Below are 13,445 nucleotides of genomic sequence, written 5' to 3'. Positions count from 1 at the left end.
GCACGAGCCGGTCGGCGCTCCGCGCCCGCAGGAAGGCCCGCCCTCGCCCATGCGGAAGGATCGAGACAACCGTGGCTGACGCACCGACCATCCGGATTCCCGACGACCTCAGGCCCGCCGACGGACGATTCGGCTGCGGGCCGTCCAAGGTCCGCCCGGCGGCGGTCTCCGCGCTCGCCGACGTCGCCACCAGCTACCTGGGCACGTCGCACCGGCAGAAGACGGTCCGCGACCAGGTCGCCCGGCTGCGCCGCGGCCTGGCCGAGTTCTTCTCCCTGCCCGAGGGCTACGAGGTGATCATCGGCAACGGCGGCACCACCGCGTTCTGGGAGGTCGCCACGTTCGGCCTGGTCCGCGACCGGGCCCAGTTCGCCAGCTTCGGCGAGTTCGGCGCGAAGTTCGCCAAGTCGGTCAAGGACGCGCCGTTCCTGGGCGAGCCGACCGTACGCAAGTCCGAGGCGGGCAGCGCCCCCACGCTCACCGCCGAAGCCGGCGTGGACGTCTACGCCACCCCGCACAACGAGACCTCCACCGGCGTGGCGGTGCCGATCGGCCGGGTGCCCGGCGCGGACGAGGGCTCACTGCTGCTCGTCGACGCCACCTCCGGGGCCGGCGGCCTGGACGTCGACGTCTCCGAGACCGACGTCTACTACTTCGCCCCGCAGAAGTGCTTCGGCTCCGACGGCGGTCTCTGGCTGGCGCTGATGTCGCCGGCCGCGCTCGACCGGGCCACCGAGATCAAGTCGTCGGGCCGCTACATCCCGGCCTTCCTCGACCTGGTCACCGCGATCGACAACTCGCGGCTGGAGCAGACGTACAACACCCCGGCGCTGGCCACCATCTTCCTGGCCGCCGAGCAGACCGACTGGATGAACGGTCAAGGCGGGCTGGCCTGGGCGGCCAAGCGCACCGCCGAGAGCGCCGGCATCGTGTACGGCTGGGCCGAGCGCTCCGCGTTCGCCACCCCGTTCGTGTCCGACCCGGCGCTGCGCTCCAACGTGGTCGCCACCGTCGACTTCGCCGACGGGGTGGACGCGACCGCGATCGCCAAGGTGCTGCGTGCCAACGGCATCGTCGACACCGAGCCGTACCGCAAGCTCGGCCGCAACCAGCTGCGGGTCGCGCTCTTCCCGGCGGTCGAGCCGGCCGACGTCGAGGCGCTCACCGCGTCCATCGACTACGTGGTGGAGCGACTCTGATCACGTCGTGACGCTGGGTGGTCGCCGGGGCTCCGGCGGCCACCCACCGTGATCATCGCCGCAGCTCAGTCGCGACATGCCGGGGTGTCGTTATCGCCACCGCTGGGAAGATGAGCGTACGGTGGTGCGAGGACGCCCGGGTGGCCGGCTCGTGGCGTGACGGCCAGCGAAGCGGGACGGAGGCAAGCCCATGCGCCCAGTACGCTTCGTCGCCCTTTCCGAGGACGGCCAGGCCCTGGTGCTCACCGACGAGGTGGGCCGCCTGCTGGCCCTGCCCATCGACGAGCGCGTCGCCACGGCCCTGCACTCCGAGCCGGGCGGCGCCCCGCTCGCCGTGGTGCCCGCGTCCACCGACCCCACGCCGTCGCTGTCCCCGCGGGACATCCAGGCCCGGATCCGCTCCGGCGAGTCCGCGGAGGACGTCGCCCGCATCGCCGGCGTCCCCGTCGACCGGGTGCTGCGCTACGCCGGCCCGGTGCTCCAGGAGCGGGCCATGCTCGCCCAGCACGCCCGCCGCACCCGGCTCAAGGGCGCCGAGAAGCCGACCCCGCTGGCCGAGGTGGTGAACGGCCGGCTGGCCCAGCACGGCATCGACACCGAGAAGATCTCCTGGGACGCCTACCGCCGCGACGACGGCACCTGGCGGATCATCGCCACCTGGCCGTCCGGCAAGGCCACCGCGCAGGCGGTGTGGGATCTCGACAAGTCCCGGCAGAACGTCATCGCGCACGACGACATGGCGCAATACCTGTGCGCCGAGCGTCCCACGCCGATCCTCGGCCAGGAGCCGGCGCCGGAGCGGGGCGGTCACGCGCTGCCCGGCCCGTCGCGTGGCGAGCCGAGCCGGGGCGGGCACGGCCTGCCGTCCGGCGTCGAGCAGGCCCGACCGGGGCGGGACCCGATCCGCGCCGGGCGGGACGCGCTGCTCGCCTCGCTCGACCGGCCGCTCGGCGGCTCCTCCGGCCGTGGCCTCGACAGCCGCTCGCCGGCCGCGCTCGCCGGCTCCGACGCGCCCCGGCAACGGGCGGTCGCCGGGGGCGCCGCCGCGCTGCTCGGCGGCGGTCAGGGCTCGGCGTTCGACGACGACTCGGACACGCCGAAGGAGATCCCCGCCGTACCCTCGTTGGCCGTGCTGCGGCCCCGGCGCACCGGCGCCGCGCCGGCATCCGGGTCGGGCAGCGAGGCCGGCGAGGCCGGCGGCAAGCCGCGTAAGCGGCTGCCGAGCTGGGACGACGTCCTCTTCGGCAGCGGCCCGGCGGCCCGCGAATCCTCCTGATCCACAGGTCCACCCTGGGACGCGCGAAGTGAGGCACTCGAAGTGCCCGCGTGCCAGGGTGGACCCATGGAGTACACGAACCTGGGACGCACCGGCCTGTCGGTGAGCCGACTCTGCCTCGGCACCATGAACTTCGGGCCGCAGACGGACGAGCCGGACAGCTTCGCCATCATGGACCGGGCGCTCGAACACGGGATCAACTTCTTCGACACCGCGAACGTCTACGGCTGGAAGCTCGGCGAAGGCATCACCGAACAGATCGTCGGCCGCTGGTTCGCCCAGGGCGACGGGCGGCGCGACAAGGTCGTGCTGGCCACGAAGGTCTACGGCAAGATGGGCGAGTGGCCCAACGACCAGGGCCTGAGCGCCCGGCACATCATCCGGGCCTGCGAGGACTCACTGCGCCGGCTCCAGACCGACACCATCGACCTCTACCAGATGCACCACGTCTCCCGGACCACCCCGTGGGAGGAGATCTGGCAGGCGATGGAGACGCTCGTCGCGCAGGGCAAGGTGCTCTACGTCGGCTCGTCCAACTTCGCCGGCTGGCACATGGCGCAGGCGCAGGCCGCGGCCGGCAAACGCAACTTCCTCGGCCTCGTCTCCGAGCAGTCCATCTACAACCTGCTCACCCGGCACGTCGAGTTGGAGGTCATCCCGGCCGCCCAGCACTACGGGCTGGGCATCATCCCCTGGTCGCCGCTGCACGGCGGGTTGCTCTCCGGGATCATCCGGAAGATGGCCGACGGCAGCGCCGCCCGCGGCACCACCGGCCGCTCGGCCGACGCGCTGGCCGAGCACCGGAACACCATCGAGGCGTACGAGAAGCTCTGCGCGGACCTCGGCCACGACCCGGCGGACGTGGCGCTGGCCTGGCTGCTCTCCCGACCGGGCGTGACCGCCCCGATCGTCGGCCCGCGCACCATGGACCAGCTCGACCGCAACCTCGGCGCGCTCGACGTCCACCTGGACGAGCCGACGCTGACCCGCCTCGACGAGCTGTTCCCGCCGATCGGCAACGGCGGCCCCGCCCCCGAAGCCTGGGCCTGGTAGGTGTAAGGAGGGGGCCCCTATTAACGCATTCGGTATAGGCGGGGGCCCCTATTAACCGCTGCCGGCGGCGAGCGCGCGGCGGCAGGCGCGCGGCGGCGGTGGGCGGTGGGCGCGCAGCGGTCAGAGTGGCCACGCGGCGAGGCGCGTGTAACGGTCGCGGGAGCCGAGCTGGCTGCGAACCAGGATCAGTTCGGCAGCCGGCCACGGCGGGCCGGCGTACCCGTGCAGCGCATCCCGGTCGGCCCGGACATCGGCGGGGTCCACCCGATCGCCGGGGCGGGCGATGGTCAGGTGCGCGCGGAACGGCTTGTCGTCGTGCGGCAGTTCGGCCCGACGCAGCCCGTCGCGGACCAGCCGGGCGAGCGCCTCCAGCGCGTCGGTGTCGCCGCGCACGTCCACCCAGAGCACGGTGGACCGGCCCTGTCCGAAGCTGCCCCCACCGCCGAGGCGCAGCCGCGGTGAGCTGCCCCGGCGGTCCCGGAACGCCGCTGCGGCCAGCCCGAGCGTGCTCTCGACGTCGGCCAGCCGGTCGTCCGGCACCTCGCCGACGAAGGCAAGCGTGAGGTGGAAATGGGCCGGGTCGGCGAGCCGGACGTTGACGCCGCTCGCGGAGGCGAAAGCGACCCGCAGCTCGGCGACCCTTCCGGTCAGGTCGTCGATGGCGGCCTGGGGTGGCCAGATCGCCGCGAAGAGCCGCACCCGGTCAGCGGTGCCGCTGGTGGTGCGCCGCGCGGGCGGCCGGCAGGGTCAACCCGGCGGCGTGCAGCAGCCCTTCGACGCGTACCCGTTCGATCTCCCGGTCGACGCCGTTCAGCTCGGTGAGGTGCTCGGTGATGCCCAGGGCGTGGCAGGCGGCGCGCAACCGCTCGTCGTACGCCTCGATGACCGCGCCGTGCCACACCACCGACCGGTCGGCGGCGGCGAGCCGGTGCCCGCCCAGCCGGCGTAGGTCGTTCGCGAGCTGCTCCAGGGGGCGGCGGCCCTCCCGTTCGAACTCGGTGAGGTCGATGTCACGGGTCAGCGCCTCGGCCTCGACGGCCCGGTCGAGCCGGTCGATGGTGCGGCGCTCGCGGCGCTGCTCGCGCCACTCGGCCCAGCCGCAGGCGACCCGGTCGATGATCTCGTCGGCGCAGAAGATCAGCGCGAACAGGGCGGGCAGGCAGCAGACGGCAAGGATCGCCAGTGTCAGCAGCAGCGCCTGCCCCAATCCCACACATTGACGCTAGGCCCTGCCGGACGTACCCGCCACCCGATTGCCGAAACCCGGCTGCTACAGGTGTGCGGGGTGTTAAGCGGGGCCCCTTCCTATACCGAAAGCGTTAACAAGGGCCCCCGCCTTTCACTCGGCGCCGGCGGACACCACGTAGAAGCGGGGCATCGGGAGTACCCGCAGCCGCAGCCGGGCGCCGGAGCGACGGAGTTGCCAGGTCAGCGCCAGCAACGCGGCGGCCAGCGAGATCAGGCCACCGATCCAGATGCTCGCGCCGGCGCCGAACCGTTCGGCCGTCCACCCGATGATCGGCGCGCCGACCGGGTTGGTGCCCAGGAACACCAGCACCCACAGCGCCATCACCCGGCCCCGGAAGGAGGCGTCGACGCCGAGTTGCACCCGCTGGTTGGCGGCCTGGGCGAAGAAGACCATGAAGAACCCGGTGGGCATCAGGAGCGCCACCACCATCCAGTACGCCGGGGCGAGCCCGACCAGTGTGCCGAAGCTGGCGCAGCCGATCGCGGCGCCGAGCACCAACCAGACCGAGGGGCGGCTGCGCCGGCCGGTGCCGGCGAGCGCGCCGACCAGAGCGCCGACCGCGAGCGCGGTGCTGAACAGGCCGAACGAGGCGGCCCCGGTCTTGAACACGGTCTTGGCCAGCGCGGCGAGGGTGAGCTGGAAGTTGAACAGGCTCATCCCGATCACCGACATGAGCATCATGGGCAGCAGCAGGTCGGGGCGGCGGGCGACGTAACGCAGGCCGTCCACCACCCGGGCCCGGTCCCGCTCACCGGCCGGCGGCAGGGCCTTGCGGTGCAGTTCGGCGGGGCGCATCTTGACCACGTTGACGAGCGGGGCGATCGAGCTGAGCGCGGTGAACATGAAGACCGGGCCGACGTCGAAGGCGGCGATGGCGAGGCCGGCGACGGCGGGGCCGACGATCCGGGCGGAGTTGAACACGGCGGCGTTGAGCGAGAGGGCGTTCGGCAGCAGCGGCACGCCGACCAGTTCGGAGACGAACGCCTGCCGTACCGGTGTCTCCACCGCGTTGGAGACACCGAGCAGGGCGGCGAACGCGAAGACGTGCCAGAGCTGCACCAGGCCGGTGACGACGAGCAGGCTCATGCCGAGCGCCAGCACGGTCCAGAACGCGTTGGCGATGAAGAGCAGCATCCGCTTGTCGTACCGGTCGGCGAGGCGGCCGGAGAGCAGGGTGAGCAGGAGTACGGGGGTGAACTGCAACGCGGTGACCACGCCGAGTGCGGTCGCGGAGTTGTCGCTGAGGTCGAGGACGAGCCAGTCCTGGGCGATGAACATCATCCAGACGCCGATCAGTTTGATCAGCTGTCCGGTGGCGAAGAGTCGATAGTTGCGGACTCGTAGGGACTGGAACATCGTGCTCAGCTTGGCCTGCACTCTTGGTGCGCCTCCTCGCGTCGGGTACGCCTCATCCACAGCGGACGAAGCGAACCGCGCGATGCGGTGTCAGGCGCGAGCGATCCCCTGGAGGATGTCGGCGGCCCGCCGTAGCGTGTCGCGTTCCTCCTCGGTGAGCGCGGCCAGCCGGTCGGCCAGCCACTCGTTGCGGGCGCGCTCGAACTGGTCGAGCACGGCCCGTCCCCCCTCGGTCGCCGCCAGGATGACCTGCCGTCCGTCGGTCGGGTGGGGGGTGCGCTGCACGAGGCCGCGCTCCTCCAGCTTCGCGACGATCCTGGTCATCGTGGGCGGCTGCACCCGTTCGACGTCGGCCAGTTCCCGTGGCGTGAGGGCGCCTGCCAGGTTGAGGCTGGTGAGCGCCGACAGCTGGGTGACCGTGAGGTCGCCGACCGGCCGGGCCTGCCGGACCCGCCGGTTGAGTCGGGTGATCGCATCTCGCAGCTGGGGGGCCAGCTGCGCCGGTGGCACGCGTTTCGCCGTCACCGTCCGCTCCGTCACACTCGTTAGCTTAACTAATGAGCCTGGCTAACGACACGCGTTATGACCAGGCTCACCAGCGTCACAGCAGCACGGACTCGATCGGCCCGCGCAGGAAGTAGAGGACGAAGAGCGCGGCCACCCCGTACAGCAGGGGGTGGACCTCCCGGGCCTTCCCCTTCGCCAGCTTCACCAGCACGTAGCTGATCACGCCGGCCCCGATGCCGTTCGAGATCGAGTAGGTGAACGGCATCAGCACGATGGTGAGGAACGCCGGGATCGCGATCTCGTAGTCGGTCCAGTCGATGGTCCGGACCGCCGTCATCATCAGGAAGCCGACCACCACCAGCGCCGTCGACGCGGCCTCGAACGGCACGATCGCCGACAGCGGCGCCAGGAACATGGCCAGCAGGAACAGCACGCCGGTGACCAGGTTGGCCACCCCGGTCCGGGCACCCTCACCGACACCTGCGGCACTTTCGATGTACGAGGTGTTGCTCGACACCGACGCCGCGCCACCGGCGGCGGCGGCGATCGAGTCGACGAGCAGGATTTCCTTGGCCCGGGGCGGGGTGCCCTGCTCGTCGAGCATGTCCCCCTCCTGGCCGATCGCGACCATCGTGCCCATGGTGTCGAAGAAGTCCGTGATCAGCAGCGTGAAGACGAACATCAGCGGGACCAGCCAGCCCACCCGGGTCCACGAGTCGAGCACGTTGAAGTTGCCGAGCAACGACAGGTCGGGCAGGTCCACCACCTGCTTCGGCAGCTCGGGCACGTTCAGCGCCCAGCCCTTCGGGTTCGGCTTGCCGTCGACGAAGGACGGGCCGATGTTGCCGATCGCCTCGACCACGATGGCCAGCACGGTGGAGGACAGGATGCCGATCAGGATCGCCCCGCGGACCCGGCGCACCACGAGCACCACGGTGACCAGCAGGCCCACCACGAACACCAGCATCGGCCAACTGACGATCTTGCCGTTGATGCCGAGCCCGACCGGCACGGTGCTGTTCGCCGCGTCCGGCACCCGCCGGACGAACCCGGCGTCGACCAGGCCGATGATGGTCAGGAACAGACCGATGCCGACGCCGATCGCGGTCTTGAGCTGCGTCGGCACCGAGCGGAACACGGCGGTACGCAGCCCGGTGAGCACCAGGATGCCGATCAGCACCCCCTCGATGACCACCAGACCCATCGCGTCCGCCCAGGTCATCTGCGGCGCGATCTCGAACGCCACGAGCGCGTTCACACCCAGCCCGGCGGCCAGCGCGATCGGGAACCGGGCCACCACCCCCATCAGGATGGTCATCAGGCCGGCCACCAGGGCGGTCGCCGCGGCGAGCGCCGGGATGGCCAGGGTACGGCCGTCGGCGTCCTCCGAGCCGCCGAGGATCAGCGGGTTCAAGACCACGATGTACGCCATCGTGAAGAACGTCGCGAAGCCACCGCGGATCTCCCGTCCGGTCGTCGACCGGCGGGCGGAGATCTCGAAGTAACGGTCGAAGGCGTTACGCGGGTGCGCGGGATCGGGCGGCGTGCCGTGGTCCGCCGGCGGGGCAATGGCCATCGGAGGTCCTCATCCTGTCGATCAACCGGTCTCGTCGCGCGCATCGTGCCAGATCACCCGGCGGACAGGGAAGGACGATCACGTACGCTGGGCCGGTGCCCGAGGAGCAGCCGCGGCCGGAGCCGCTCGACCCGCCGATGGTGCCGTTCGCCGTCGCCGGGCTGATCGTCTGGGCGGTGGCCGGTCTGGTGTTGCTGATCTTCTTCCGCGGCTGGCTCACCGCACACGGGCACCAGAACTGGCTCTGGACCTGCCTCGCCGGTTTTCTGTGGGGCTTTCCCGGGCTGGCCACGATGATGCGGCACGACGCCAACAGGCGTCGCCGACGGGCAACCGCCGATCCTCAGCGCTGACCGGTCAGGGCTGCCCGGCAGGCTCCACCGGCTCGACCGCTTTCGCCGGCTCGACCGCCTCCGCCGGGCCCGGGGCCTGGCCGACGGGCATCGCCTCGACCTCGCTGTCGTCGTAGACGGTGGGCAACTCGTCGACGGGCGTCTCGGCCACCCCGACGAGCGTCTCCGAGTGCGCGCCGCAGCCGTGGTCGGCGCTGACCACCCGGCCGTCGTCGGGGGCGAAGAAGTTGCCGCACGCCCCGAACGCCTGCCGCAGCGAGCCGGCCAGCGGCAGGTAGAAGCCGCAGGTGCCGCAGCGGGCGGCGGCCGGGGCGGCGGTGGAGATGGCGGCGTCCGGCCCGTGGTCCCCGTCGTACCAGCGTTGGGCGGTCTCGGCGCGCCCTTCCCGGGACAGCACCCGGGCCCGGCCGAGGCCCAGCTCCCAGGAGGTCTCCTCCACCGCCGGGTCGTCGGAGAGCAGGTAGCCGGGGGCGAGCCGCTCGTCGTCGGCCGAGGTGGTGATCAGGTCACCCGGGCCCAGGTCACCCGGCTGGAGCCGCTCCTGCCAGGGCAGCCAGCCCGGGGCGAGCAGCGCGTCGGGGCCGGGCAGCAGCACCGTCTCGCAGATCGTGACGTGCTTGCTGCGCGCCACCCGGGTCACCGTGACGGCCCACCGCCAGCCGCGGTAGCCGGCCATCCGGCAGTCGAAGTAGTGGGTGACGACCCGGTCGCCTTCGGCGACGGCCTGGAGGTGATCGCCGACGTCGGTCGGCTCCACCTCGGTGATGGCGTCGCGGGCCACCTCGACGGCGGCGGCGCAGACCTGGTCGAGCCGGGGAGCGCGGGCGGAGACGGGCCTGGTCACTCTTCCATTGTTCCCCATGCCCGTCGGCGGGTTCTCTCCGGGTGAGGCGGCGCGCGGGGAGCGGATGGGCGAGGATGGGTCACATGGCGCAGTCCTCCCGCTCCGGCCGCTCCTTCCTCGGGCGGACCGTCGGCACCGGCATCCGCGCCACCCGGCTGCTGCTGCGGGGCTCGCTGCACGGCGGACGCTGGATGACCCGTCGGGCCGGCACCGCCCGGGCCCGCAGCGCCGGCAACGAGGTGGGCATGGTCCGCCTGTTCGACCTGCACGCGGTCTCCTGCGCCGGGGACACGCTGATCGCCATCGGCCTGGCCGGGACGATCTTCTTCGACGTGCCGCTGGGCGAGGCCCGCAACAAGGTCGCGCTCTACCTGCTGGTGACCATGGTCCCGTTCGCCATGCTCGCCCCGGTGGTCGGCCCGCTGCTCGACCACTTCCGCCACGGCCGCCGGTACGCCCTGGCCATCACCATGCTCGGCCGGGCCTTCCTGGCCTGGTTGATCTCCGACTACATGGGCGGCCTCGGGCTCTACCCGGCGGCGTTCGGGGTGCTCGCCCTCTCTCGCGCCTACGGGGTGGCCCGGTCGGCAGCGGTGCCCCGGCTGCTCCCCGACGGGCTGGGACTGTCCCAGGTCGGAGCGCGATCCAGCGTCTACGGCACGGTAGCCGGCGCGCTAGTCGCCCCGATCGGCTTGGCCGCGTTCTGGTTCGGGCCGCAGTGGCCGCTCCGGGTCGCCTCGGTGATCTTCCTGATCGGCATGGTGATCGCGCTCCGGTTGCCGCCGAAGGCCGACTCGGAGCCGCCGGAGCGGATGCCGCGCCCGCTGCGGGCGATGCGCCGCAGCGACGGCGAGCGCCCGCTGGGCCGGGGACGTCCCGCCGGTCGCCTGGTGATCGCCACGCTGATCGGAGCTGCGGCGCTGCGCGGGCTCTACGGCTTCCTGCTGCTCTTTCTCGCGTTCGCCATCAAGGCCGGCGACCTGACCACCGATTTCTTCGGCCGCGAGCTGAGCGCCCAGGCCGCGCTGGGCCTGGTCGGGGGCGCGCTGGCGGTGGGCACCTTCCTGGCCACCGCGCTCGGCACCCGGCTGCGCATCCATCGCCCGACCGCGATCCAGTCCAGCGGCACGATCATCGTGGCCGGTGTCGCGCTGCTCGCCGCGATCAAGTTCTCGCTGCCCATGGTGGCGCTGCTCTGCCTGGTGGCCGCGCTGATGAGTGGGATCGCCAAGCTGGCGGTGGACGCGTCGATCCAGGAGCGGATCCCGGAGCGGCTGCGGGCCAGTTCCTTCGCGCACTCGGAGACCGCGCTGATGCTCGCCTTCGTGGCCGGCGGCGGGCTCGGGCTGGTGCCGTTCACCGGCCTGATCGGGGTGGCGGTGGCCGCCGGCGTGGCCGCGCTGGTGGCCGTACGCGGTGTGCTGGTCGCCGGCCGCCTGCGCGGCGAGCGCCTGGTCGGCCGCCCCTTGGGCGACGACGAACTGACCAGCGGCCGCCCCTTGGGTGACGACGAACTGACCGGCGGCCGCCCCTTGGGCGACGACAAGCTGGCGGCAATGTCGCCGGCCGCCACGCCGGCCGAGCCCGCCGGCACGGCGCTACACGAACCGACCGGTACCGCGTTCCACGAGTCCGCTGTCACCTCGTTCGACGACCCGGTGCCCACCTCCCCGGCGCCGCAGCGAGCCGACGTGCCGGCCCCCGACGACGGGCTGGCGCCGCCCGGCTTCCACATCTACCGCCCCTCCTCGTCGGTCGGCGGACCGGGCACGGCGGAGGACGAGAACCGGCGCGATCCCCGGGGGCCGGTGGCGTGACCGGACTGTTGGTGGTCACGGCGGTGCCCGCCGAGGCCGAGGCGGTCCGCGCCGGCCTCACCGACCCGAGCGTGACGGTGCGACCGGTCGGCGTCGGCCCGGCGGTCGCCGGCGCCGCCACGGCCCGGATGCTGGCGCTGGCCGAGGCCGCCGGCCGGCCGTACCGGGCGGTGGTCAGCGCCGGCATCGCCGGCGGCTTCGTCGGCCGGGTGGAGGTCGGCGCCACCGTACTGGCCGACCGCAGCGTCGTCGCCGACCTCGGCGCCGAGTCGCCGAGCGGGTTCCTCCCGGTCGAGGAGCTGGGCATGGCCCCCGAGCTGCTGGGCGTCGGCCGCACCGTGCCCGCCGACCCGGCCCTGCTGGGCGCGCTGCGCGCCGCCCTCCCCACGGCCACCGTCGGCACGGTGCTGACGGTCAGCACGGTGACCGGCACCGCCGCGAGCACGGCGGCCCTCGCCGACGGGCACCCAAACGCTGTGGCCGAGGCCATGGAGGGGTACGGCGTGGCCGTCGCCGCTGCCCTGGCCGACGTCCCCTTCGCCGAGCTGCGCACGATCTCGAACCCGATCGGCCCACGTGACCGCGGCGCCTGGCGTATGCGCGAGGCGTTCACCGCGCTCACCACCGCCGCATCAGTCCTGCGTTGACCGGCAGGTCGAGCCGCATCTCCGCCGCTCGCATCGACTCGACCCGGAAGCCGCAGACCCACAGGAAGCGCGTGCTGCCGCCCTCGGCGAAGCCGTGCGCCGACCGCACCCCGCACCGGGCCATCTCGGCGGTCAGCGCGTTCACCAACCGTCGGCCGATGCCGAGTCGCCGGTATGCCGGCACGACCAGGATCCCGTCCAACACGAGTTGATCCTGCTCGGGCACCGGATGCCCGAACAGCAACTCGTCGCTGCGCTCGTGTGCGCGCAGTTCGCCCACCAGCTCACCGTCGGGCAACTCGGCGACGAACCGCCAAGAGGTGGTCGGCAGCTCCGGGGCGAGGTGCCGACGGACCCGGAAGCCTTGCCGCACCCTTTCGCGAATCCGGTCGCGATCACGCAGCTCCCGGTCGAGGCGGTACGTCACCGCCGGCAGGGCGGTCCAGTAGCCGGCGGACAGGCTCGGCCAGTGCGCCCACCAGGCCCCCGGCCAGTCCTTCGGCTCACGCACCTCCCGGGCGTCCAGGTGCGCCGGGCAGTGCCGCCCCGCCGCGTCCCGCAGTTCCTCCTGCGGCGCCGCCAGCCCTCCGCCCGGCGCGCCGGGCCCCGTGGCTGGTTCCGGCGCGCCGGGCCCCGTGGCTGGTTCCGGCGCGCCGGACGTGACTGGCTCCGGCGCGCCGTCCGGTGGTGGCGGCACGACGATGATCTGCCCGCCCGCACCGATGACCAGCCGCTCGATGGTCCGGAAACTCGGGCCTGCCGACCGGCCAGAGGACCCACCAGCCGACCGGCCGACCGATGGGCTCGGATTTCCGGACTCGATGCGCGCCAGGGTGGCCTGCGGCACCCCCGACCTCGCCGCCAGCTCGCGCTGGCTGAGATCGGCCGCCCGGCGTAACGCCCGCAGCGTCGCCCCCAGCTTGATGGCCGCTCCGGTGGCCGGTCGGGTGGCCGGCCCGGTGGGACGCTCGACGTCGGTCACCACGCCATGCTCGACCGTCGCCGGCTGTTCCTCCACCCCACTCGTCCGCCTGTGGACGACCCTGTGGAAAAGCAGAGCCCCTGGGGACGAAGGGGTGCGCCAGCGCCTAGAAACTTGATGACGTGAGTGGATCGGCCGCAGGCGGGCGGGCGCGCCGAGCCAGGGCCGAATCCCCCGCCTGGCAGGGAAGCTCGACGCGGCCGGATTGACCCCGGCCCCATCCGACCCCGGCCGAACCCTCAACCCACCAACCGACCCCGACCGAACCTCAACCCCACCCAACCGAACCCCCAACCCAACCCAACCAACCCCGACCGAACCCTCAACCCACCACCGACCCCGACCGAACCCTCGATCCCACCCAACCGACCCCTAACAGGATGAATCAACCCTGGCGAGGATTCGGTCGAGTCCCCCGACGGCGGGGCGAAGCCCGTCCGGGGGCCGATTCATCTACGTCATCAAGTTTCTAGGCAGCCAAACCGCACCTCGCCGCGCGCCAGCTGCTGCTTGAGCTGGGTCTGGTCCACCCTGCACCTTCACCGCGGGGAACAATTCCTCGGCCTCCGTCAAAGCGGCACGGCCT

At 72.6% G+C, this 13,445-nt stretch carries 13 protein-coding genes; 6 read left to right on the top strand and 7 right to left on the bottom strand.

Going from position 1 to position 13,445, the window contains the following annotated elements; all coding sequences use genetic code 11:
• The first annotated feature begins 71 nt into the window (after positions 1–71).
• The 3 genes from serC (at position 72) to O7613_RS28355 (ending at position 3,528) form a co-directional block, all read left to right on the top strand.
• Positions 72–1,199, top strand: a complete 1,128-nt coding sequence (gene serC, locus O7613_RS28365) for a phosphoserine transaminase (protein ID WP_281585282.1) — start codon at positions 72–74, stop codon at positions 1,197–1,199.
• Positions 1,200–1,389: 190 nt separating this feature from the next.
• Positions 1,390–2,475 (top strand): septation protein SepH, encoded by a 1,086-nt coding sequence (sepH, locus tag O7613_RS28360; RefSeq protein WP_281585283.1) that lies wholly within the window; start codon positions 1,390–1,392, stop codon positions 2,473–2,475.
• A 66-nt stretch (positions 2,476–2,541) separates the two neighbouring features.
• A complete protein-coding gene (locus O7613_RS28355; protein WP_281585284.1) occupies positions 2,542–3,528 on the top strand; it encodes an aldo/keto reductase in 987 nt (328 codons plus the stop codon).
• Between the two features lie 120 nt (positions 3,529–3,648).
• Here the strand turns inward: O7613_RS28355 and thpR are convergent, their stop codons facing one another.
• The 5 genes from thpR to O7613_RS28330 all read right to left on the bottom strand — a co-directional run bounded on the left by thpR (position 3,649) and on the right by O7613_RS28330 (position 8,216).
• Positions 3,649–4,227, bottom strand: a complete 579-nt coding sequence (gene thpR, locus O7613_RS28350; RefSeq protein ID WP_282290946.1) for an RNA 2',3'-cyclic phosphodiesterase — start codon at positions 4,225–4,227, stop codon at positions 3,649–3,651.
• Between the two features lie 4 nt (positions 4,228–4,231).
• The gene (locus O7613_RS28345; protein WP_281585286.1) at positions 4,232–4,741 is read right to left on the bottom strand and encodes a hypothetical protein; all 510 of its coding nucleotides are present in this window, start codon (positions 4,739–4,741) and stop codon (positions 4,232–4,234) included.
• 126 nt (positions 4,742–4,867) lie between these two features.
• A complete protein-coding gene (locus O7613_RS28340; RefSeq protein ID WP_281585287.1) occupies positions 4,868–6,154 on the bottom strand; it encodes an MFS transporter in 1,287 nt (428 codons plus the stop codon).
• A gap of 69 nt (positions 6,155–6,223) precedes the next feature.
• Positions 6,224–6,673, bottom strand: a complete 450-nt coding sequence (locus O7613_RS28335) for a MarR family transcriptional regulator (RefSeq protein ID WP_281585288.1) — start codon at positions 6,671–6,673, stop codon at positions 6,224–6,226.
• Between the two features lie 61 nt (positions 6,674–6,734).
• Positions 6,735–8,216 carry an NCS2 family permease gene (locus tag O7613_RS28330; RefSeq protein WP_281585289.1) on the bottom strand — a complete coding sequence of 494 codons (1,482 nt, stop codon included), beginning with the start codon at positions 8,214–8,216 and terminating at the stop codon, positions 6,735–6,737.
• Positions 8,217–8,353: 137 nt separating this feature from the next.
• Here O7613_RS28330 and O7613_RS28325 point away from each other — a divergent pair, with 137 nt between their 5' ends.
• The gene (locus tag O7613_RS28325; RefSeq protein ID WP_281590538.1) at positions 8,354–8,569 is read left to right on the top strand and encodes a DUF2530 domain-containing protein; all 216 of its coding nucleotides are present in this window, start codon (positions 8,354–8,356) and stop codon (positions 8,567–8,569) included.
• Between the two features lie 4 nt (positions 8,570–8,573).
• On the opposite strand, the gene O7613_RS28320 is transcribed toward O7613_RS28325, so the two are convergent.
• Complete coding sequence (locus O7613_RS28320) at positions 8,574–9,431, bottom strand: DUF3027 domain-containing protein (protein WP_282290944.1); 858 nt, start codon at positions 9,429–9,431, stop codon at positions 8,574–8,576.
• A gap of 65 nt (positions 9,432–9,496) precedes the next feature.
• Here O7613_RS28320 and O7613_RS28315 point away from each other — a divergent pair, with 65 nt between their 5' ends.
• Together O7613_RS28315 and O7613_RS28310 are read left to right on the top strand one after the other, a co-directional pair.
• Positions 9,497–11,230 carry an MFS transporter gene (locus tag O7613_RS28315; protein ID WP_282290943.1) on the top strand — a complete coding sequence of 578 codons (1,734 nt, stop codon included), beginning with the start codon at positions 9,497–9,499 and terminating at the stop codon, positions 11,228–11,230.
• Complete coding sequence (locus tag O7613_RS28310; protein ID WP_281585292.1) at positions 11,227–11,877, top strand: futalosine hydrolase; 651 nt, start codon at positions 11,227–11,229, stop codon at positions 11,875–11,877. Before O7613_RS28315 ends, O7613_RS28310 begins: the two co-directional genes overlap by 4 nt.
• Here O7613_RS28310 and O7613_RS28305 read toward each other — a convergent pair.
• On the bottom strand, positions 11,849–12,859 hold the full coding sequence (locus O7613_RS28305) for a GNAT family N-acetyltransferase (protein WP_282290942.1): 1,011 nt from the start codon (positions 12,857–12,859) through the stop codon (positions 11,849–11,851). The genes O7613_RS28310 and O7613_RS28305 overlap by 29 nt on opposite strands.
• Between the last annotated feature and the right edge of the window lie 586 nt (positions 12,860–13,445).

The organism is Micromonospora sp. WMMD975 (assembly GCF_029581215.1).
In the GTDB taxonomy this organism is placed as follows: Bacteria; Actinomycetota; Actinomycetes; order Mycobacteriales; family Micromonosporaceae; genus Micromonospora.
This window is presented reverse-complemented; position numbering and strand designations above follow the sequence as displayed.

Excerpts from the sequence above, each read along its gene's own strand:
- O7613_RS28320 (WP_282290944.1), bottom strand. The coding sequence starts at position 9,431 with ATGGGGAACAATGGAAGAGTGACCAGGCCCGTCTCCGCCCGCGCTCCC.
- O7613_RS28325 (WP_281590538.1), top strand. The coding sequence starts at position 8,354 with ATGGTGCCGTTCGCCGTCGCCGGGCTGATCGTCTGGGCGGTGGCCGGT.
- O7613_RS28315 (WP_282290943.1), top strand. The coding sequence starts at position 9,497 with ATGGCGCAGTCCTCCCGCTCCGGCCGCTCCTTCCTCGGGCGGACCGTC.
- sepH (WP_281585283.1), top strand. The coding sequence starts at position 1,390 with ATGCGCCCAGTACGCTTCGTCGCCCTTTCCGAGGACGGCCAGGCCCTG.
- O7613_RS28355 (WP_281585284.1), top strand. The coding sequence starts at position 2,542 with ATGGAGTACACGAACCTGGGACGCACCGGCCTGTCGGTGAGCCGACTC.
- O7613_RS28330 (WP_281585289.1), bottom strand. The coding sequence starts at position 8,216 with ATGGCCATTGCCCCGCCGGCGGACCACGGCACGCCGCCCGATCCCGCG.